Origin of the sequence: Shewanella sp., from assembly GCF_047975355.1 — a bacterium.
In the GTDB taxonomy this organism is placed as follows: domain Bacteria; phylum Pseudomonadota; class Gammaproteobacteria; order Enterobacterales; family Shewanellaceae; genus Shewanella.
The window spans coordinates 1-21,126 of sequence record NZ_JBKEDJ010000015.1 but is presented as its reverse complement, the minus strand read 5'-3'; the positions used below and the strand labels follow the sequence as shown (position 1 = coordinate 21,126).

Sequence of the window (21,126 nt, the reverse complement as noted above, 5' to 3'; positions counted from 1 at the left end):
TTTTTTTATCAAATACGCCATGGATTAGTGTTAGCATTTTTAACCCTATGATAAATTTGCCTAAATAGAATTGAATTTAGACTGGCTGAGCCAGACCGCTTGCAGCAGGGACAGGGCATGAGTATTTGGAAAGAGTTATACGACATTTTTGATAAAGAGCGCAGCCGCTGGCAACAGTCGACTGCGGGCAAACAGGCTATCACCTTCGAGTTAAAGGCAAATTTGGGTTTTCTCGCCGACGCCTTGAGCAGTGGTCTACCACAACAGGCCATTATTCAAGGGCTTGAATGCACATTATTTGAGGCCAAACTAAAAGAAGGCTTGTCACTGGTCAGCCTGAATCGGCGTAAAGTGACGCTGAAATTTATCGGGGAATTTGCCGAGTTTGCTAAGTATGTGGGCAAAGATAATGCCGAGCTGGTGGAGAATGCATACTCAAAAATCAAATCCCTACAGAAGCTCGCGTCGGCAAAACCCGATAGCAATTACGATCTTAAGATTAAATCACTGTTCCGGTTTCTAGTGTTTCTCGTGGCGCATATTGAGGAGCGGCCTCTCACTCGCCAGTCCGCCAAAGACTAATGCCTTATAAGCACGAGATTGAGGTTAGTGTCGGGCAGAATAAAGACGAATAACAACCCAAGTGGAGTCACCTAGCAGGAGAAACAGTTTCAAGGATGAATATGAATAATACTAAATGGCGAGAATGTTTAAGCATCTTGGCATCGCATCGGGTGTATTTGCAGCTGCGCTTAGTGGGTGAAGCTGATTTCCCGCTGGATTATGAAGTCGCCCATCAAGCGCTCTGCAAGATTGCACCTCAAAATTTTGTATTTGTCAGCAAGACCATTCCCTATAAAGATATTGCGGCGCTGCGGATTGTTAAGCATGTATTTCCCGCAGCTGTTGCTGGCGTAGCATGCCAAGCAAGTTTGACCGAATTAAAGGTAGAGTTGGCTGAGTTAAAACGTGCGTTGATGCAACTAGGGCAATTACCACTGACAGAAGATGACGAGTCTATCCTGATCATGGCTTATTAACGACGCAAATCGACGCTGGATCAAACGGTTGTAAACTGTGATGTCTGTGTGTGGGAATATGTGCGTTATTTAGGAGAGAGACTGGCAGGCAAGCAAGGGGCGCTGCCAGTGATCGTACATAAGCGGGGCGGTAAAACGGTTAAAGCTGCACGGTAAAAATTGCGTCTTTACCAGCTACGACGCTACCTTGTGCTTTATCCAGGTATTTGACATCTTCCATATTGGCCAGCACAACCGGAGTAAGTAGGCTATCCACCTGATCTTTAAGATAATCAATATCGAAGGACAGAATAGGATCGCCCACTTTGACCTCTTGGCCTTCCTCCGCTAAACGGCTAAATCCTCGACCTCTAAGCTCAACGGTACCCACACCAAAGTGCACGAAAAGCTCTAGGCCCTGTGGTGACTCGATACTAAAAGCATGATTAGTCTCAAAAATCTTACCGATAGTGCCATCAATTGGGGCGACAATCGTGTCTCCCTTTGGGGCAATGGCAATACCATCACCAACAATTTTCTCGGCAAATACCACATCGGGTACCTTTTCAATGGCAACGATTTCCCCGTTGACAGGGGCGTAAACCATGATGCCACCAGCCAGTTGCGGCTGTCCTGATACTAATCGCCTTATTCGGCTTAAAAATCCCATTATCCTGTGCCCCTTCGCTTGTTTTTGTTGTTATCTTTTGGTCTGTAAAGCAGCATAACCAATAAAATGTATTATTTATAGTTTGTTATACTCTGCTGTAGTTCAGAAATTCTATTCTGTAGTATGGCGGTGTGCGCTAACGCAGAAAATTTCGCCAATTGCCCTTGGCAAACGGCGGCCTTTACCTCGAGCAATGAGTTTAAGTTCACGCTGAGTTCATCGAGCCCCATACCAATAAGGAGGGGAACCATCAGTGGCGAACTGGCAAGCTCCCCACAGAGGGACACTTTCACTCCTGCGGCTTTGGCTTGGTCTATGGTCATTTTGATGAGTCTTAATATTGCCGGTGACAGGGATGGATAATCCCGTGTCAGTTGCGGATTGGTGCGATCTGCCGCCATGGCATATTGGGTCAAGTCGTTGGTGCCTATGCTGACAAAATCTAATCGTGGCAGCATGGAGGCGAGGTTCATCACGGCGGCTGGCGTTTCGACTACTATGCCGTAACTGAGTTCGCCAAAACCTTTTTCTTCCTCTTCGAGGGCGTCCTGGCATTCGGCGATGAGGGCGAAGATCTGATCGAGTTCTTCGACTTGATTCACCATAGGGAACATGAGCCGGATCGGGCCATGGTTGGCCGCCCGTAGAATCGCCCTCAGCTGGGTTTTAAAGAGCTCAGGATGCGCCAAGGTGTATCTAACACCGCGCAGGCCGAGGGCGGGATTATCTTCAACTTCTTGGCATAAGCAGGGCAGCTCTTTGTCGGCGCCAATATCTAAGGTTCTGATCGTAAAAGTTTTACCGCCTAATGCATGCAGTGCCTCACAGTAGAGATTGTACTGGGCCTTCTCATCCGGCAGTGTGCTGGTGTGCATCAACATAAACTCGGTACGAAATAGGCCAATGCCATCGGCACCGACATCGTCAACATGGGCGATATCGTTTAAGTTACCCACGTTGGCCATCAGGCCCACGTGGTGGTCATCTTGGGTCTTGGCTGGCACATCACGGTAAGCCTGTAGGGCGGCGCGTCTGGCCTGCTCATGGTGCAGTGTGACAGTTAATCGTGCCTGCTGCTCGGGCGCAGGATTAACAAAAAGCTCGCCACTTAAGGCATCGAGCACTAATGGCGTGCCATTGGGAATAAACTCTGCATCGAACTGACAACTGAGAATAGCGGGGATCCCCGCTGCGCGGGCTAAAATGGCCGTATGACTGGTTAAGCCGCCGGTTTTTAGCACAATGCCGCTGATCTGCTCCTTGGGGAGTAGTGCAAATTCTGCGGGGGTCAGATCTTGGGCTAAGAGAATTGTCGGCTCAGTTAGCTGCGATAAGCCTTGGTCTAAGCGTCCGTTGATGGCAGAGACTAAACGCTGCCCAAGGCAACGTACATCTTGGGCTCGATTGGCAAGATAAGGATCGTCTAAGGATTCAAGTTCGTTGGCCTGGTGGGCGAAGACCCGCTCAACCGCCACGCTGGCAGACAGTTGTAAGGTGCGGATCGCTTCCTTTACTTGAGCGATAAGCTCCTCGTCCTCAAGCAGTAATAAATCGGCTTCGATTAACTGATAGTTTTCGCTTTGTGGGTCGAGCTTGGTTTGACTATGGCTAAGTTGCTGCTGCAGTGCCTGCAGGGCTTTTACAAATTTACTCTGTTGCTGTGGGAGCCGTGAAAGGGGGATAGGGCGATAATCGAGGTGATGTTCGGCGTGGATAAGGTGAAGTGCCTGTCCGAAGGCTATACCCGATGATACTATGATCCCCGTAATCGACATATTCGTTCCTATCAAGCTGACTAAAATGCAGTTTAACTTAAGGTTATTAGCAGTTCCGAGACTTTCTCGACCGCTTCCTGCGCCTGCTCACCTTCGGCAAACACCCTTACGGTCACGCCATGATACAGGCCTAATGTTTGCAATTTAAATAAGCTTTTGGCACTGGCCTGTTTGCCATTGCATTCAACTAGTACATCGCAGTTGAAAGTTTTCGCTTCTTTCACTAACAGGGCGGCAGGGCGGGTATGAATACCATGTTTTGCGGTGATAGTGACAGATTTTTCGTACATAGTGGCTTAACTCTTTATCAATATTATGGCGCTTCGTTCGACTCAATAATCTTGTAACCTGCCTTTTTTAAGGCGGCAATGGCGCTTTGGAGACAATTTTTCTTTACCAAAATATAGTCGGTATCGAAGGTGGAAAGGGCAAAAATACTGATCTGCGCATCGGCTAAGGTGCCGGAAATTTTAGATAAAATACCTGTCATCGAAAATCCGAGCGGTCCTAGTACTTCAAAACAGCACCAATGGGGTTCTTGCTCTAAACTGTCGAGCTTAAGTTCGCTAGACACCACCACAGTCAGTCCTTCCTCCGTTTTGCCGATAAAGTACAGTTCCTCGGCAAAAACCTCGCTGGGTAGTTGGGCATTAGGGCTAAAACTGTGGATCGTATACTGCCGTGTATGAACGGCTAAGGTCATGCGCATGGGCGTTCCTCAATCGGCAATAAAGACTTAGGGCAAAGCTACATCCTAGCTTATAGCATGAATATCCGACTAGATAGCAGGCATTCGCCCCGTTGAGTGTCAGTATTTTAAACTAAAAGAGGACGTTCTAATACGTCCTCTTTGAATGTGTGGGTGGCTTTATTTCAATGGGGTTAGATTTTAAATTGGCCTAAGGTGTGCGACATATCCTGACTGATATCCTGTAACGACTGTGCCGCGCGGCTATTACTCTCATTGGCTTTGACTGAGACTTCGGTTAATTCTGAAATATTACAGATATTGCGGTTGATCTCCTCTGTCACCAGAGACTGCTCTTCAGTCGCGCTGGCCAACTGAGTGTTCATGTCGCTGATATGGGCGATAAGCTGCAAAATCGTCGCCATGGCGTTCCCCGCTTCACGGGCTTTGGCTTGTAATTCATCGGATTGAGTCTGTGTTTGGCTATTACTCTTCATCACAGAGTTCACGCCCATTTGAATATCCGAGATGATTTTTTGGATCTCGTTGGTTGAATCTTGGGTGCGATTTGCCAGTGCGCGCACTTCATCGGCGACCACGGCAAAACCGCGGCCATGACTGCCGGCGCGGGCGGCTTCAATAGCGGCATTAAGGGCTAACAGGTTGGTTTGTTCGGCAATGGAGCGGATCACATCGAGGATGCTGCCAATTTGCGCCGACGATTGCCCCAATTTTTGGGTAATGACTTCAGATGCCTTGAGTTCTTGCACCAATTTTTCGGTATCGCGAACCGTATCATCGATCACCGCTTGGCTTTGCTGTGCCTGATTTTTCACACTGTTGGCAGCATCGGCGGCCTGTTGAGTGTTGCTTGCCATCTCATGGGTGGTCGAGAGCATTTGATTTACGGCGGTCGCCACGCTACCGGTTTCGCGGTGGATATGCTCGGCGCTTCGGTTGGATTCTTCAACGGCCAGCATTAACTGCTTAGCATCATTGTCGAGGGAATGGCCTAATGGTTGTAAATGTCCCACCATGTCGCCAATTTTTTGGGCAAACAGGTTAAAGGCGTGGGCAAGGTGTGCGATTTCATCTTTGCCCTGCGTCGTTAGACGCTGGCTTAAGTCGCCTTCACCTTGGGAAATATCCTCAAGGGCGTTAATGGCATCGTTCAAGGGAGACGTAATCGAGCGATTCAAAACTAGGAAGAAAGCGAAGATAGGCACAGATATCAAAAACATGATAATCAAATAATCGATAATCACGCTATCGAGACTCTCTTTGACATCGCTGAGATAAGCGCCGGTGAACACAGTCCAACCCCATTCTGGGTAATAGCGGGCTTCGGCCAGTTTGTCTTCAACGATTTTAGAAACTGGGTTGGCAATCGGGTATTCCAACATGGCCTTACCCTTTTGCCGCGCTTGAGACAGCATGGAAATGAGCGGATTCGTGCCATTGGGCAGCTTAAAGTTTTGCGCCGAGGTGCCAATCAGGCTCGAATTTTCTCCATGGGCCAAGATTTGGTTGTTATCGTCGATCACAATAAAGTAGCCAACACCGGCATAGCGGGTCTGATCAATCAGTTTTGCCGCCGCTTGCTGTGCTTCTTGCTCTGTTAGTTTGCCGTTCACGGCATCCTGACGATACACATCAATCACACTCAGGATACTGCCGAGCTGACCATCGATTTGCAGCCATTTTTGCTCGATCAGATTGCTGTATTGCTCTTTAATGGAAAAACTCGCAAAACAAACAGTACCAATGGCCGCCATGACTAGCATCATCATGAGTCGTTGCAAAATGGTGAAGCGGCGCAAGAATGTGATCATTTGTGTTCCTTAAGGCGCAAAAGAATGGTGTCCAATATACCTGCGAATCCGTATCAAATGAATCGGTGAGGATTAAATTTCGAGTAAACTCGTTAAGAATGTTAGATTTCTTTGATCTTAAGCAGAATATTATTGAGCGCTGTGTCCAATCGATGATTTTATCGTTAATCTGTGATTTTTGAAGCGCCATAATGGCAATAATCGTGTGAAGTAATTATTAAATTCAATAGGTTAAGCCCATTTAACTGAGTTTTTTAAGTGAGATGTTTCTAATTCGTTGTTTTAGTTTTGATTTTTTACTCTTTTACGCGCAAGATTAATCAACTGTTAAGTTTGAGAATAGATTATGACTACAAATACTATTGTGACTTCTGACGATATTCTATTGAAGCTATGTCACTCAGTTGCCCACGTGTTATCCAGCACAAGTGCCAGCCATGTGAGCCATGCGGGCATGGTACAAAGCATTACTCGTACCCGTTTAAAACCTGATTTAGGCTGTTTTTCGATTTTTGATGGCGGCTTCTCGGGCCTAGTCGTGATCAACTTTTCTGCCCCTGCAGCCATCGAAATCTATCGCCGTTATATGCTCAACATGGGGATGCCGGAGGAAGAGCTCGCTTTCTCCCACACTTCCGATGAAGTGGGCAACGTGATGGGTGAGTTGATGAACCAAATCTTGGGCGACTTTATCAATAAAGTTTCCAAGGAGCTGCAAACCTCTATCAGCCAAAGTCAGCCAAAAATGTTGACTATAAACAAAGAGCTGACGATTTCAATCGATGCAAACTTAGATGATGCCGTCGCCAGAAGGGTATCGTTTAAAACCGAAAATAATCATATTTTCTACCTCGAATTTGCCATGGATAAGACCGAGTTTATCAAGCTGGATGAGTTTGAATTCGATGAAGAGTTTGATCCTGACAGCTTACTCGAGCAGCACGGACTTGGTGCTAATGGCAATCAAGGTTCTGATACGCCATCACCTTGGAGTCGTATGGCGGATAAACCTGTGATCAGTCAGCAGCATGCCAGCATGGATGCCGATGATTTGCTCGATGAGTTAGGTATTTAACTTTTATCTGCATCAGTAGCGTATCGGTACAAGCTGTGTTTGTATCGATACGACATTGTTAATATTGGGAAATAGACCGTTTACTGTACAGCCGTTGGGCGGATCCCCAACAAAGTTTTTATCTCTGCTAACTTGTTAGTCAGTTGTAAACCCTTCGGCTATACAAGTCATTCGAACTGTTTTAGTATCGCCACAAAATAATAATTATGGTGACCTTGCTATGGCATCGAAAGCGACCTCAATCGATATTGCTTATCGTGCTGGTGTATCCCAGTCTACGGTTTCCCGTGCTCTGAGAAATAGTCCGTTAGTCAATCTAGAAACCCGCCAGCGGATCCAGGCTATTGCCAAGGAACTTAATTACAAAGTTGATAAAAACGCCAGTAATCTACGTACCCAAAATAGCCATACCTTAGCCCTGTTGTTGTGTGAAGATCCCACCAATGATGACTCACTGATCAACCCGTTTTTTCTGTCGATGTTAGGCTCGATAACGCGGGCAACGGCGCAGCAAGGCTATGATTTACTCGTGTCATTTCAGCAACTTTCCAGCGATTGGCATGCCGACTACGAAGACAGCAATAAAGCCGATGGCATTATCTTGCTGGGTTACGGCGATTATATGGATTATGAGCAGAAACTCGAAAAGTTGTTGGAACAGAACACCCATTTTGTCATTTGGGGCGCCGAGCATAACAATAAATCCGTATTATCCATCGGCTGCGATAACCATCAGGGTGGCTTGATTGCCACCGAACACCTTATCTCCCTAGGTCGTAAAGCCTTTGCCTTTTTAGGGGATGCGTCGAGCCATAGTCCCGAGTTTAGGGACAGATATTTAGGCCACGTCAAAGCGCTGCAAACCGCAGGATTACCCGTGGTGGCCGCAAGGCAAATCTCGGCTATTAGTACCGAGAGTGCTGGTTATGATGCGGCGATGGCACTGCTTGAGACCGGACTGGGCTTTGATGCGATTTTTGCCGCCAGTGATTTGATTGCCATCGGTGCGATTCGCGCCTTAAAAGAGAAGGGGATCTTGGTACCCGAGCAAGTCGCAGTTGTGGGATACGATGATATTCCCGTGGCAAGCTTTGCCAATCCGCCGCTAACAACCATTAAGCAAAATACCCAGTTAGCGGGTGAGATTTTAGTGGAAAGCTTACTCAAGCTTATTCGTGGTCAAGCTGTGACCCCGCAATTAATCCCAACGACCTTAGTGGTACGCAGCTCCTGTGGGATTGATCATACGCCGCTCGCTTGAGTCGCATCCAGTTTGATTTAATCACAAAGCCGAGTGTTATCAAACACTCGGCTTTTTATTGGACACTTTTCTAAGCGTGTCAGATAGGAGCGTAAACCTGAATCGGTGAGGGGTTAACCTCTGGCGTACTGGCGCAAAAACTTAGGCACCTCGGCCTTAGTCTTGGTCATGATTTTCTGCATCAGGCTAAAGGGCGGCTCAGTAATCGCATACCCTTGTTTAAGATCGGCCAACATGCGTAGCCATAAATGCCCCGTCATTTCCGCGTCAGCCAAGGCGCGGTGAAAGGTGCCATCGGTCGGTAGCTGCTTATGGCGCACTAAGGTTGCCAACTGATGATTGATAGCCTCAGGGTATAGCCGTCTTGCCAGCAGGAGTGAGCAGCCAAATTGACCTGGGTAGTGGTGGCCTATCTGGGCAAATTCGGCTTCCAGAAAGCGTTGATCGAAGGCTGCATTATGGGCAACTAGATGATGTTTGCCGATAAATTCTGCAAAGCGTACCATCACCTCGGCACAGGGCGCTGCATGGGCGAGCATCTGATTGCTGATCCCTGTGTAATCTTCAATAAAGCTGTTTATCCGAAAACCCGGGTTCATTAACTCTGAAAAGCGCGCGGTAATTTGTCCTTGCTCAATTAATACTGCGCCAATTTCGATGGCGCGAGCACCTTGTTTGGGCGAGAGTCCCGAGGTTTCAAAGTCGAGCACCACAAGGGTATTAGCGGGCGAATAGGTTGGCGTTTGGGTCATAAAATCAACTGCTTTAGTATTGAGTTTGTCGTATTATAAGAGTGTTTAATTGAAAAATTATCTTATTTTCAGGTTTGCTTGAAAGTTAAAACCCATTCATTTGATAATTTTATATCATATGAATATGCACCTTTACGAACCTTAGTTTTTTCGCTGGAATTTTCAAAATTAGGATTTTCTACATTCAGTCTGTAATGATAGCTGTAACCGCTAAATCCAAAACCAAATCCGGCGCGATAGAGGGAAATCAAACATTTCCCATTTTTCTCTGTTACATCTATTCCTGAAATATTCAATTCATCTAAGTAGTCGGATAATGCTTGATTGTTTAAACTGTCTAAGTTATTGGTTCTTATAGGTCCATTCTTTGAGTTGATGACACAAGCTAATACTTTAATCTTCTCAAAAATCAGTGTATTTCTATTAAATTCTTCAATGAACTTTTCTTCATCACTTCTGTTGTCAATAAATGAATAAGCCAACAATGTCAATAATATAACCAATAGAATATATTTCATTTTTACCTACATAAATAATATGACGGATATTGTCTTAAGGGAGTTCTATCCAATCATTAATTGATTAAATAGAGGGTATCTATTCCACAGTCTACTTGATGACTAGTTTATCTGCATACATTTTGTCTATTGTATTAAGCAAACTAGACTGGATAATCCAAATCTAGGTTGATATTGAGTCCTAATTGATAGGCGTGGTCTTGCATCAGCTTGGTCATTAACGCTGTATCCGTCAGTTGCGACAAGGTGATGGGGCGAGCCTCCCATCGCGGTGCGTGACCAGCATAATTGCAATGGGCAAGGTATAAGCGGTGCTGACTTTGATGCAGGGTAAAAAAACGCATATCACAGGTGGCTGCAATGGTTAAATACGGTTCAAAATCAAGCTCGTATACTTGCATTGCATCAAATTCAGACCAAGAAATATAGCGTGTGTTTTCGTAGCATATCGCTGGTAACTTAGCCTCTGGTTTAATGCTATCAAATAAATTGATGACATCTTGCATCTGGTGCAGTTTAATCATGGCTTGTTCCGTCAATCTAAATCTCCTTTATCTTTAATTTTATTGTTGTTACTCAATAATTTAACTATTAATCAGTCATCGCGTTACCGCGCCAGAGCCTATCGGCTAAACCTGAGGCTCGCAGGGTAGCTTGCTGGCTTGCGCGCTCAAAGACTTGCTGTGTGCCTAAACAGCTAAAGTGTTGTTTTGCGCGGGTAATAGCGGTGTAGACTAGCTCCTTGGTGAGCAATTGCCACTGTACTAGGCTCGGATTGGGTGGAAGTACGAGGGCGACGCGATTAAATTCACTGCCCTGACTTTTATGTACCGTCATGGCGTAGCAGGTTTCATGGCTAGGCAGCCTTGCGGGGAGCACTTTAAGCAGTTTGCCATCGGCTTTGATAAAGTGGGCCATCAGGCGCTCTGGCCTGTCTTCATCCTGCAAAATCAAACCAATATCACCGTTAAACAGGCCTAAGTTATAGTCGTTGCTTTGGATAATAATTGGCCGGCCAAGGTAAAACTCTTGCTGGGGATGGATAAGCTTGGCCTGAGACAGCGCTTTAGTCACGGCTTGATTGATACCTTCGACACCATAATCGCCACTGCGCATGGCGCACAGGATACGATATTGGTTAAAGCGGGTAATGGCTTTGATGGCGCTTGGCACACTGCTTGGATCTGAAATTTGCAGCGGACGTAAATACTCTGCGTATTGCTCACAAGCCTGTGTTAGCAGAGCGTGAAGGCCTGTGTTGTTTGCAGGCTCGCTGATTTTGGCTTGGGTCTGGCTCAGATCCATACTGTGTTCTAGCCAACTAAGCTCGGCTAGTCCCCGCTGCCATACGGCCAAAATCCCGGCGAGATCGGAACGATTTACCGCGCTGGCTAATAGGCCAATGCCGGCATCGCCTTTAAATCTGTGGCTGTGGGTCAACATACACAAACTGTCACCAATTTTTGGCTCGCGATGAATATAGGCACGCAGATCAAAGCCGGTGAGCTTGCTCAATTGCTCGGCCTGGGCTTGGCTATAACGCATTCTCCATTCAGAGTGTTGGTCCGATTCGTATTTTAGCCCTGCGCAAATATCGGCGAGCACGGCGCCTGCTTCAACTGAGGCGAGTTGGTCCTGATCCCCAAGCAGTATCAAACCGGCCTGTTTGGGGAGGGCCGTGAGCAGTTTATACATCATAGGCAAATCGACCATCGACGCTTCATCGACAATCAACAGATCTAGCCGCAGGGGATTGCCCTGATGGTGACGAAACTGCGCCGAATTGGGGATAACCCCCAGCAGACGATGTAAGGTTGATGCCTCTTCCGGCACTTGCTTGAGCGCGGCTAACAGCGCTTGGGTTTCGTGACTGTGTACTTGCTCGTTTGTCGCTTGAGCCTGTTTTAGCTCTTGCTCGAGTCTTGCTTTCGAGGCCTTTATCGATTCACTTAATCGGGCGGCGGCCTTGCCTGTCGGGGCGACGAGTCTTATCTGTTTTGGTGAGTCTAATTGCTGTAACAACAGTAATTTAGTTACTGTGGTGGTTTTGCCCGTACCCGGGCCGCCGGTGATCACCGCAAGCTTTTTGCCGAGCGCCGTTGCCGTCGCGACTTTTTGCCAGTCGATATGAGGCTCAAGGGCTGAGGTTACATGGGAAGATGCGGCGTTCGGAAATAAGTAATCGAGCTGCCTGCGTAGCGGCGCATCTGAATCTTTATCCGTGTTGTTGACGGGTTGACTCGAAGAGAGCCTCGTCAGGGCGCTGGCCACCTCGGTTTCGAAATGATGATAACGCTCAAGATAGAGTCGGCCACCATCAAAAATCAGTGGCTTATTGTTGTGAGGTTCACCAACCGCCTCAAAATTTTCCAGCCTTGCAATCAGTTCTGGCAGGCTCAAACGGATTTGGCAGTGATTAACTGGCTCTGCCATCGGATTGGCTGGCACTATATGTTCAAGCACAAGGCAAGTATGTTGGGCCGAGAGCTGTTGACTTAATAGGGCGCACAGCAGCATAAACAGCGGCTCTTGGGCGTCATTAGGGTGAAGCCTTGCCATCTCGAGGGCAAAATGGCGATCCAGCGGGGTGATCAGCCGCTCCTTTTCCCAGTATTTGAGTAGCTCCGTGAGCGGCGCCTTGAGTCTGAGCGCGCCAACTTCAATCCATGGGGTTGATGGGGCTTTAGGGTGATTGAGTTCGCTGCTGATCATGCCATTGCTCCCGTATCCAGTTGAGCATCGAACTTTTTATTTGAGTCAGTCGTTGCCTCTAGGCTGCGCTGAAACAGCGCATCTAAGGCCAAAATAAGCGTCTTGGGCGGTTTATCGTAATAAATACCAAAGCCTGGATATTGCACCGACATTCCCCGTAAAAACAAATAATAACAGCCGCCGATATGGGTATCGTAATCATAATTGGGCAAGCGCATCGCTAAATAGCGGTGCAGCGCAAGGGAGTAGAGAATATATTGCAAATCATACCTATGGTCGCTAATCGCCTGTTTCAGCGCGCTGTGATGATAGGCCTGAATATTATCCCCCAGATGGTTCGACTTATAGTCGGCAATATAAAACTTGCCTTGATATTCAAAGGTTAAGTCGATAAAGCCCTTGAGCATGCCCTGTAATTCATCAAACTGCAGCTCGGTATCGTAGCCAAATTGCCCTAGGAGTTGGTTAAGCTCTGTATCCTTTAAGCGATTTAATGGCAGGTAAAACTCCATCTCGACTAAGGTGTACTGCGGCGCGAGTGCGGCTAAACACAGTTCGGGATTGATAAGCTGATTATCCTGCGCCATTAACGCCAGCGGAGCTTGTAATACCTCTAGGTACCAATCCTCTAATATGGGCTGCCATTCGGGGGCAATGCCGTATTGCAACATGGCCTTAGGTAGCTCTCGGGGTAAGTCGATTCGAGCTTGGGTAAAATCAATTAACTCAAGCACTAAGTGCATAAAGCTACCCGCGTTGGCGCCGCGCTCAAAACTAAAGCGATTAAGCAGAGGTTGCGCTTGCGGATCGGCCGCTTCTTGCCACAAGGGATCAGTTGCGCTGTTTGCGGTATCTGTACCCAATACGGCGTTGACTTCATCATCGGCGCCGGGTGTGGCTTTAGCGTGGGGCGCATTTTTAACTAAACCGGAATAACTGCCGACGCGCCATGGAGTGCGATACTGACGGCTGACCTTGCGGGCACTCAAGGTTTGAGAATCACTTCCACCCGTATGCAGTTTGTCAGCCTCAATGTCATCGGCTACGACCTCAATGCTGATCGCAGGCATACTCGACTCGAGACCCGCGACCAGCGCGTTGGCGGCATTTTGCAAACGCGAAAAATCACAATCAGTGTCAGTGATCCCAAGCAGATAACCGATGGCGGTTTCATGCAGCTGGCTTTTAAGCCCTGCCTTTAACATGCGGCTATGGTTGGCTATGTACAAATAACACAGGTACACGGGGCGGGTGAGCGCCACATAGAGCAGACGCAGATCTTCGGCTAAGGTTTCCTGCTTTGCTTGTTCCCAACCTTCATCCGTGCCTTCTAAATCCCACACCAGTTCCTGCGCGCCATCGGCATTGGTTCTGTGGTAGAGCATAGGCGTCGGGCGGCGGCGATTATCCCGCACGAGGCTGACAAAGGGTACAAAGCACACTGGGTATTCCAGCCCCTTACTCTTATGGATGGTGACGATTTGCACTAAGTTTTGCTCGCTTTCAAGGCGCAGCTGCTGCTCATCAGTTCCTGTGTTATCAATCAGTTGTTGCTCATACCAGTTAAGCAGGGCACTGATCCCATCGATTTCGGTCGCCTTTTGCTGCAATAGCTCGGCTAAGTGGCGAAAATCCGTGAGCCGACGTTCGCCATTGCTCGCCTCAAGATGAGCGGTAGCATCTTGCTCCGCTTGGTCAATGCTTGTCGGATCGGGAGAATGCAGCAGCCGTGCAACCATCTGTGTCGCATTGGCTAGGCTGAGCAGCGCTGGCATAATGCCGCGTTTTTGCCAGATCTGGTGCAGCTCAAAAAACTGCTCTAGCAGTTTTTGGCGCTGCTCTTCATCTTGGTTAAAGGCATGAATTTGCTCGGCGCGATAACCAAGCAGGGCGGTAGCAAGGGCGCTACGCAGGGCGCGCTCGTCCTTGGGGCTGGCCAAGGCGCGCAGAATGAGCGCCATTTCCCGCGCTTCGACGGTTTCAAATACGCTGTCGCGACTTAAAAAGACGGCGCCAATCTGGCGCTTGCTCAGCGCGGTTTTCATCACTGCAGCTTCGTTTCTATCACGCACTAAGATGGCGATATCTTTGGCAATAAGTGGCCCTTTGGGCGTGCTGCATTGACCATTAGCGGCCTGCCTCAGTAAACGGGTGATTTCGGCGGCGGTATCTTCGGCCAAGGTTTGCCGAGCACTGGCCTTATTGAGTCCAGTTTCGCCTTCACTCAAGAGTTTTAAGCGCAGCGCGGCGCTATTGGGCGCTTGCTCAACGAGTTGTTTTGCCGCCGCACTGGCAGGCGTCTTTACTGGATCGAAGGGAATCGATTGGCTGATAAAAGGATCCGAATGCTGGGCAAATAAATGATTCACCCCGTCCACCAGATTGCGACTCGAGCGATAGTTAGTATCGAGGAAATAGTGCGCCTGAGTCTGTCTGCGCGCCTCGATATAAGTGTAAATATCGGCGCCACGGAAAGCATAAATCGCCTGTTTAGGGTCACCAATCATCAGCAGGCTTAATTTGCTATTCGTGCGATCCTTAGGTTCAACCGTCGCCGAATCTTGAGTTTTAAGCCCCAAATGGGTTTGATAAATCCCTGAGAAAATAGCAAATTGCAGAGGATCCGTATCTTGGAACTCATCGATTAAGGCCACGGGGAAGCGACTCGCCACTGCCTTAGGCAAAGTGTCGGGATTGGCCTGCATCGCCGCTGCCAAGGTAGTGAGCAAGTCATCGGGTGTCAGCACATTTTTCAGCTGTTTTTGCTTGGCAAAGCGCTCGCTGATCCCTTGTTTGGCGCTATAGAGAAATGCGGGTTTAATCGCGTTAATCAATGCGGCTAACTGCTCCATATGGTCAAGCAGTGGCGCCTCGCTCGCACTTGGGAGCACGCCGCCCTTATTCAGCTTAAGCTCCGATAGCGATAGGGATTCGAGCACTTTGAGCGGCGGTAAGCCATGGCCAAAGGCTAAGAAGTTGTCCAGTTGGTCGAACATTTCCGCCAGTTTAGGGTAATTGTCGCTCGCTTTACCAAAACGTTGGCCGTTAAGCGGCAGGCTATGAAGTAACTCTAACAGCGCGTCGCGGCCACGCGGCCAGGCGAGTTTAAAGCGCTGCACACTCTGGCTTAAGGACTCAGCCAAACGAGCAAAGGGCTGCACGGGTTGAAGCGGTTTGGCCTCACTGGCACCGAGCAAGGCTCTCAGCTGCTTGACTAATCCTTCGGGATCGCCAAATTCGCAGGCAATGATCTGGGCTAAATACTCTGGCAGCGGATAGCAGGCCTCACGCCAAAAGTCCCGCACCGCATGGTGCAAAAACTCGCTGTCGTCTAAGGTGAAATCAGACTCAAACAGTAATGATGATTCGAAGGCGAGATCGGCCAAGATCCGTTGGCAAAAACCGTGAATGGTAAAAATCGCCGCTTCGTCGAGGGATTTGAGCGCTAAATCGAAGCGTCTGAGGGCAATAGCGCGCTCAACTTCAGGGGTCTTATCGTACAGCGCCTGCACAAAAGGATCGTTAATCTCAAGCCCTAAGAAACACTTAAAGGCTACCTGAATGCGGCGGCGAATCCTGTCCCTCAGCTCCTCGGTGGCGGCATTGGTAAAGGTCACTACCAGAATTTGTTCACAATTAAGCGGTTCGCTTAAGCCATCCCCAAGCAGTAATCTGAGATACAGGCCTGAAATGGTATAGGTTTTCCCCGTGCCCGCACTGGCCTCGAGTAAGCGACTGCCACCAAATGGCAGGGTGAGCGGATCTAACGGCAAAGCGGGTGATACCTTAGTCATCAATGCGCTCCCTCTGTGGCGGTTGGGGCTTCATTCAGGGCAAATTCCTCGAGTTGAGCGAGGGTATCTTTATGGTAAAGGCTCAACATAGGGCGATAGATGTCATCGGCGAGTTTGCCAAAATGTCCCTCGGTAAAGTCGTCGGGAAAATGAAACAGCCGCTGATAATGGGGATCTGTGCCTTCGCCAAGTTCACCTTGCTCGTCCAGCCATTCGCTTTGCGCCGCTTCGAGCCGGGCTTTGTGCGGGTCTTCCGCTTCATGCGCCTCAGCGCTGGCATAGGCGAGGGAGGTTCTTGGCATAAAACACAGGGGATGAATTTGGCCCTGATAAAAATACTGTAATAAGTTGGCGAGCTGCGCATGGGCAAGCGCTGGCGTAATGGGCGCGAGGGCATGAAAATGCCCCATATCCAGCAGATAGCTAGGTTGCAGGTAGCTAGGTTGAGCCACTCCTGCGGCCATCAAACATAAATGACGCAAATACAAGGCTAAAATGTCCCGCCCATGGGCACTGCCGGGGCGGCAAGTGACCAATCCCTTAGGGCTGATATCATCGATACGGCCTTCGAGGATCACGCGTTTAGTTTTTACCTGAGTCCCTGGATTCTGAAGGGATAACTCAAAGCTGAGCCGAATATCGGCATGGCGGGGAGCGACATCGCCGCGCATAAACAGGGTTCTGCCAATCAGCGGCGCGATATCATGGCTGTATTGGCGCAGCAGCAGATCATCAAAGGGCTGCATTGGCAAATTACCACTGGCTTTAAGGCGCTGTAACAGTTCAGTGCTGGGCTCGTTTTGTCCTTGTTCGAGCGCATCGCCAAGGAGTTGAGCCTGTAATAAATAACGCTCTAACGCATTAAGACTAAAGGGCTCATCGTTGTCATCCGCTTGAATATTCAGGTTTAAATCGACTTTCAGGGTACGATTAAAGAAATACTGCGCGGGATTGCGAAAGAAGCGAATAAAGGCCGAGATATCCACATGCTCTGCTTCGCCAAGGGGCTCAATATCCTGAACACTGTCACCAATTGCGTCATCTTCGAGCACTATCTGGGTATGGGCTTCAATAAATCGACCATGCTGCAAATTGCTATTGCTATCGGGCGGACACCACTGCTGGCTATAACTCTGTTTTATCCCGTGGGAGACGGGGGCTTGCGGCAGTGCTGCTTGATACAGTTTAGGATCAAAAGGTTGCAGCGGCTGATGGCTCACAATAGCCTCAAGCAATGCCTGCTGAGCATCTTCGTTACTGACATTCGCAGCTTCTGCCGCAAGCGATTGAGGCAAATAACACAACTGACAATATTCTATTAGCTCGGAGACCAGCATCGATGGAATACGCTCTGAGTTATCCCGTTCGCTACGGCCAATATAGCTGATGTACAGCTGCTCCCGAGCCGAGAGTAATGCCTCTAAAAACAAGTATCTATCATCTAATCTGCGGGAACGATCGCCTTTGCGTGCCCCAAAATGGGCCATCAGATCAAAGCCCACTGGATGTTGCACCCTAGGATAGACACCATCATTCATACCCAACAGACACACGACCTTGAAGGGAATTGAGCGCATCGGCATTAAGGTACAAAAATTCACGCTGCCCGCGAGGTATCGTTGGCCGACACGTGACTCGGTTAAGCGTTGATTAAACCAGAGCGCCAGCACTTCGATGCTTAAATCTAAGTCGTTAGCCTGTGCCCCCCTATCGGCAGGGCTTGCGGCAAGCAACTCTTGCTCTAAGGCGGCAATCGCATCGCGAATTTCCTGCAACTGCTCACGCTCATCCTCATCGGGGGCGTAAAAGGCATTTAACAGTTCGGTGAGTTCGAGTAATCGCAATGAGGGCGCTTGCGCCTTGGCTAATATTTGGGTGGTTTCATCGAGGACTTCAATAAAGTTCAACAGCTTGCCAAGGGCCTGTGCCGATTGTCCCTCCACCCCAGCAACGATTAAATAGTGCGTTCCCTGCGGGGATGATTGATACAACGGCGCATCGTCCCGTAAGGCATAACCTAGGATTAAGCGTTTTATGCCAAAGGCCCAGGAGTTTTGCTCGAAGGCGGGCACGCCCTGTTTAAGGCGGCTCTGTTCATCGCGGCCCCAACGCACGCCGGCTTCATCTAACCAGCGGCGAATGAGTGGCAGCTCGTCTTCCTCGAGCTGAAAACGTCGTAATATTGCCGGGACTTCGAGAATGCTTAAAATATCGGTCAGTCCGAAGCGGCTCTGATTAATATTAAGTAAATTCAAAAAGCTATTAATGAGTGGCGATTCCTGCGCCGCGCCTCGATCGGCAATGGCGTAGGGGATATATTCCAGTCCCTGTTTGGCCGCAAACACCGCATCGATATAGGGCGCGTAGGCTGCGACATCCGGCATCATTACCACTATGTCTTTGGGCGTGAGTTGGTTGTCGCTATCCAGCAGATCGAGTAAATGATCGTGCAGGGTTTCGATTTCCCTAAGCGGGCTGTGGCAACTCTTGATTAGAATTGAATCATCGTCGGCGGTTAATACTCGACGATTCGCGACCTCTTGATATAGCTCAGCATCCGGCCCAAGTACGCGGTCGAGTGTCTGCATTTCTTAGATATCGTATTGCACCCCGGCCAGCATGCTGGCGTTGGAGTGGGGAGCGGTAGGATCGCCGCAGGGCTCGCAGTACACATCGTCCCCAAAGTCGCAGTGCTCTGGAGGTAGTTCGAGCAGCATATCGAGTAATTCGCGGCCCATCTTGCCATTGTTGGCGAGCAGGGGATTGCCGACTTCGAGTTTATCTTCCCATTGTTCGGCTAATTGGCGCTTTCCGGCATATTGCAATGCCATACGCGCCCGATGGCGTGGGTCGATAATGTCGCCCCAATAATGCTGACAGGGGCTCAGGCTTAAGATAATCACATCGATGCGGCTCGCGAGCTGGTGGATCACATCGATGGTTTGGGGCGCCATGGAGGAGATCCCAAACACAAATAAACGCTGCGGCAATTTTGCGAGGGAGTTGGCGCTATCGCCCAATGCGGTAATTAAATCCTGATGCAGATTGGCCCTGTGGTAGTGGCTTTGGTGCAGCTCATCGCGGTTATAGGCAATCAGTGCGCGCCAGAGGATGGGTTGCCAACTCTGCTCCTCATTCAATTTGAGCGATTCGAGCGGTTCATTGGCTTCCCACGCGGCAATCCAATCGGGGCGGTAAACCAAATATTGGTCGAAGATATCGGCGATACGGCCGCAAAGTTGGTAAAGCTTAATATCATCGGCGCTTATGGCGCCAAGCTGATGGTTGCTATTGAGGTCAGCCGCGCTCGATTCCATATTGTCTAAGGTATGACCCAAATAATGGCGCAGTGGCCCAAAGGAAGGTTCATCCAGTAGCCGTGGCAGTAGCTGCATCAGCTTCCAGGTCATTGTCGCCTTAGTGAAGGCGTTTTCCTTGGGGACATTGGGGAGTAAATCGTGGCACAGTTGCCAAATAAAGCTTGAAGGTAGCGGGAACTCCAGCGCGGCGGCAATACCATTTTGTTTAGCAATTTCAAGGCGTAACCAAGTCGACATACCGGGGCTTTGCACCAAAATATGCTCACTTTGCAATAACGCCGCGCCGGGTAGCGGCTGGCGCAAATACGCGGCAAGATGGGCACAGAGCACTTCCATTTGATTGGATTGGATTAACTTCAGCATATTCGACTCACGATTTGGGATTGCTGTTATGCATAGCAAAGTGGCTTGGCAATTCTATGTGACTGATTTATAAGATTCAACAATCTTGTCCGCCTGTGGTTTATCCCGCCTATTTTAACTGTTTACTCGGGCCAAATAGTCGCCAGTTAAGGGCTTTAGCGGCGCTATTAAAGCGCTTTAGCGCCGCTTGATAGTCACCGTCCGCAAGCTGTTGGTATTTCAGCGCGACGTAGCTTTGGGTCAGGGTGTCAAACTCACGGCAAAACTGCGGGGATTGCTGCTGGTGCGTGTCAATTAGCTGCGCTGCAAAGGCGTTTGGGCCAAGGTGTGCTGGGCGAGTGATGCCAAATTTACTGAGGCGCTGACATATGCGTTGGTACTTAGCGCTGATGGGATCCTGCTCCCGTTTAAAGCGAAACAGCCCCACGCTGTAGGCGATATAGAGGCCGATAAGGCTGATACAGACACTCATAAACACCGCCACCTTGGTTTTAGTGACATCCCCTAAAATGCCGCTTAACACTTTGTTTTGCCGCTCCTGATTGAAACCGAGCACCCAGAGACTCCAGTAATAATCGAGGCTGGCAAAGCGCTGCCTTAACTCGTTGAGCCAAGGCATAGATTTAAAGCGCAAACTGCTAAAAGGGCTTTCTTGCAGGTAGCTTTGTTCGGGGGAAAACTCAGCATCGAAGCCTTGTTCAATTCGGTTAGGCGCGACCATGGCCGTTGGATCGAATCGTACCCCGCCTTCATTCTCGAGCCAGACTTCTGCCCAAGCGTGGGCCATATATTGATACACGCTCAGGTAATCGGCCTGCGGGTTGTATTCGCCCCCTTGATAACCCGTGACCATACGCGCGGGTAAGCCAGTGGCCCGCGCCATAAAGATAAAGGCGGAGGCGTAATGGGCGCAAAATCCGGCTTTATTTTCAAAGAGAAAATCATCAACTTGCTGCGGGCCAATGGGCGGCGGGGTGAGGGTGTAAAAAAACGGTTCGCGATTAAAATAACCCATCATGGCGAGCAGACGCTGCTTTGGCTCGGGATAGTTGGCCTTAAACTCGGTGGCGAGCGCTAGGGTTTTGGGGTTAGTGCCATCGGGCAGTTTCAGATTTATTTGCCGCTGCTTGGCACTTAACTTGAGATCCATTTGGGCCTTAGGCCAAGAACGGGCACTGTAGCCCATGCGTTGATCGACATTACGTAGGGAATAGAGTCGATAATCGGGGAGATTGATGACCTTTTCATCTTGGCTGTAGGCCACATCCAGCCCGAATAACCAAGGCTGGTGGCTGGGTTCAACAATCACTTGATAGTCGTATCGCTGTGGCACATTGCTGCCTGTGT

The 21,126-nt window shown here is 49.0% G+C and carries 15 protein-coding genes and 1 pseudogene; 4 read left to right on the top strand and 12 right to left on the bottom strand.

The window, feature by feature from the left end; all coding sequences use genetic code 11:
* The first annotated feature begins 117 nt into the window (after positions 1 to 117).
* Both ACK5NH_RS06320 and ACK5NH_RS06315 read left to right on the top strand, forming a co-directional pair.
* Positions 118 to 582: a hypothetical protein gene (locus ACK5NH_RS06320; protein ID WP_416918434.1), complete on the top strand. Its 465-nt coding sequence runs from the start codon at positions 118 to 120 to the stop codon at positions 580 to 582.
* Positions 583 to 683: 101 nt separating this feature from the next.
* Positions 684 to 1,040, top strand: a complete 357-nt coding sequence (locus ACK5NH_RS06315; protein ID WP_416918432.1) for a hypothetical protein — start codon at positions 684 to 686, stop codon at positions 1,038 to 1,040.
* Positions 1,041 to 1,179: 139 nt separating this feature from the next.
* Here the strand turns inward: ACK5NH_RS06315 and crr are convergent, their stop codons facing one another.
* From crr to ACK5NH_RS06290, 5 genes are all read right to left on the bottom strand, one after another.
* The gene (crr, locus tag ACK5NH_RS06310) at positions 1,180 to 1,689 is read right to left on the bottom strand and encodes a PTS glucose transporter subunit IIA (protein WP_416918430.1); all 510 of its coding nucleotides are present in this window, start codon (positions 1,687 to 1,689) and stop codon (positions 1,180 to 1,182) included.
* A gap of 71 nt (positions 1,690 to 1,760) precedes the next feature.
* On the bottom strand, positions 1,761 to 3,464 hold the full coding sequence (ptsP, locus tag ACK5NH_RS06305; RefSeq protein WP_416918428.1) for a phosphoenolpyruvate--protein phosphotransferase: 1,704 nt from the start codon (positions 3,462 to 3,464) through the stop codon (positions 1,761 to 1,763).
* Between the two features lie 32 nt (positions 3,465 to 3,496).
* Positions 3,497 to 3,754 carry an HPr family phosphocarrier protein gene (locus tag ACK5NH_RS06300; protein ID WP_011622536.1) on the bottom strand — a complete coding sequence of 86 codons (258 nt, stop codon included), beginning with the start codon at positions 3,752 to 3,754 and terminating at the stop codon, positions 3,497 to 3,499.
* Between the two features lie 23 nt (positions 3,755 to 3,777).
* Entirely contained in the window at positions 3,778 to 4,173 is a 396-nt protein-coding gene (locus ACK5NH_RS06295) for an ACT domain-containing protein (RefSeq protein WP_416918426.1), read from the bottom strand.
* A gap of 173 nt (positions 4,174 to 4,346) precedes the next feature.
* Positions 4,347 to 5,984 (bottom strand): methyl-accepting chemotaxis protein, encoded by a 1,638-nt coding sequence (locus ACK5NH_RS06290; protein WP_416918424.1) that lies wholly within the window; start codon positions 5,982 to 5,984, stop codon positions 4,347 to 4,349.
* Between the two features lie 346 nt (positions 5,985 to 6,330).
* On the opposite strand from ACK5NH_RS06290, the gene ACK5NH_RS06285 reads away from it, so the two are divergent.
* Together ACK5NH_RS06285 and ACK5NH_RS06280 are read left to right on the top strand one after the other, a co-directional pair.
* Positions 6,331 to 7,059 (top strand): DUF3334 family protein, encoded by a 729-nt coding sequence (locus ACK5NH_RS06285; protein ID WP_416918422.1) that lies wholly within the window; start codon positions 6,331 to 6,333, stop codon positions 7,057 to 7,059.
* Between the two features lie 220 nt (positions 7,060 to 7,279).
* Positions 7,280 to 8,320, top strand: a complete 1,041-nt coding sequence (locus ACK5NH_RS06280; RefSeq protein WP_416918420.1) for a LacI family DNA-binding transcriptional regulator — start codon at positions 7,280 to 7,282, stop codon at positions 8,318 to 8,320.
* Positions 8,321 to 8,433: 113 nt separating this feature from the next.
* Here the strand turns inward: ACK5NH_RS06280 and ACK5NH_RS06275 are convergent, their stop codons facing one another.
* From ACK5NH_RS06275 to ACK5NH_RS06245, 7 genes and pseudogenes are all read right to left on the bottom strand, one after another.
* Positions 8,434 to 9,072 (bottom strand): PolC-type DNA polymerase III, encoded by a 639-nt coding sequence (locus tag ACK5NH_RS06275; RefSeq protein WP_416918418.1) that lies wholly within the window; start codon positions 9,070 to 9,072, stop codon positions 8,434 to 8,436.
* 68 nt (positions 9,073 to 9,140) lie between these two features.
* Positions 9,141 to 9,590, bottom strand: coding sequence for a hypothetical protein (locus ACK5NH_RS06270; RefSeq protein WP_416918416.1), 450 nt, complete (start codon positions 9,588 to 9,590; stop codon positions 9,141 to 9,143).
* Between the two features lie 143 nt (positions 9,591 to 9,733).
* Positions 9,734 to 10,114: a hypothetical protein gene (locus ACK5NH_RS06265; protein WP_416918452.1), complete on the bottom strand. Its 381-nt coding sequence runs from the start codon at positions 10,112 to 10,114 to the stop codon at positions 9,734 to 9,736.
* Positions 10,115 to 10,181: 67 nt separating this feature from the next.
* Positions 10,182 to 12,302 carry an exodeoxyribonuclease V subunit alpha gene (gene recD / locus ACK5NH_RS06260; protein WP_416918414.1) on the bottom strand — a complete coding sequence of 707 codons (2,121 nt, stop codon included), beginning with the start codon at positions 12,300 to 12,302 and terminating at the stop codon, positions 10,182 to 10,184.
* Positions 12,299 to 16,096: an exodeoxyribonuclease V subunit beta gene (gene recB, locus ACK5NH_RS06255; RefSeq protein WP_416918412.1), complete on the bottom strand. Its 3,798-nt coding sequence runs from the start codon at positions 16,094 to 16,096 to the stop codon at positions 12,299 to 12,301. The genes recD and recB overlap by 4 nt, the downstream gene beginning before the upstream one ends.
* Positions 16,096 to 19,779 (bottom strand): annotated as a pseudogene (gene recC / locus ACK5NH_RS06250) (exodeoxyribonuclease V subunit gamma). Before recC ends, recB begins: the two are co-directional and overlap by 1 nt.
* A gap of 109 nt (positions 19,780 to 19,888) precedes the next feature.
* A partial coding sequence (locus ACK5NH_RS06245; RefSeq protein ID WP_416918410.1) for a transglutaminase TgpA family protein occupies positions 19,889 to 21,126 on the bottom strand: 1,238 nt, incomplete at its 5' end.

Bases quoted from the DNA above. Each gene is read 5' to 3' on its own strand.
- ACK5NH_RS06290 (WP_416918424.1), bottom strand. From the start codon at position 5,984: ATGATCACATTCTTGCGCCGCTTCACCATTTTGCAACGACTCATGATG.
- ACK5NH_RS06275 (WP_416918418.1), bottom strand. From the start codon at position 9,072: ATGACCCAAACGCCAACCTATTCGCCCGCTAATACCCTTGTGGTGCTC.
- ptsP (WP_416918428.1), bottom strand. From the start codon at position 3,464: ATGTCGATTACGGGGATCATAGTATCATCGGGTATAGCCTTCGGACAG.
- recD (WP_416918414.1), bottom strand. From the start codon at position 12,302: ATGATCAGCAGCGAACTCAATCACCCTAAAGCCCCATCAACCCCATGG.
- ACK5NH_RS06320 (WP_416918434.1), top strand. From the start codon at position 118: ATGAGTATTTGGAAAGAGTTATACGACATTTTTGATAAAGAGCGCAGC.
- crr (WP_416918430.1), bottom strand. From the start codon at position 1,689: ATGGGATTTTTAAGCCGAATAAGGCGATTAGTATCAGGACAGCCGCAA.
- ACK5NH_RS06315 (WP_416918432.1), top strand. From the start codon at position 684: ATGAATAATACTAAATGGCGAGAATGTTTAAGCATCTTGGCATCGCAT.
- ACK5NH_RS06270 (WP_416918416.1), bottom strand. From the start codon at position 9,590: ATGAAATATATTCTATTGGTTATATTATTGACATTGTTGGCTTATTCA.
- ACK5NH_RS06300 (WP_011622536.1), bottom strand. From the start codon at position 3,754: ATGTACGAAAAATCTGTCACTATCACCGCAAAACATGGTATTCATACC.
- recB (WP_416918412.1), bottom strand. From the start codon at position 16,096: ATGACTAAGGTATCACCCGCTTTGCCGTTAGATCCGCTCACCCTGCCA.
- ACK5NH_RS06285 (WP_416918422.1), top strand. From the start codon at position 6,331: ATGACTACAAATACTATTGTGACTTCTGACGATATTCTATTGAAGCTA.
- ACK5NH_RS06295 (WP_416918426.1), bottom strand. From the start codon at position 4,173: ATGCGCATGACCTTAGCCGTTCATACACGGCAGTATACGATCCACAGT.
- ACK5NH_RS06265 (WP_416918452.1), bottom strand. From the start codon at position 10,114: ATGATTAAACTGCACCAGATGCAAGATGTCATCAATTTATTTGATAGC.
- ACK5NH_RS06280 (WP_416918420.1), top strand. From the start codon at position 7,280: ATGGCATCGAAAGCGACCTCAATCGATATTGCTTATCGTGCTGGTGTA.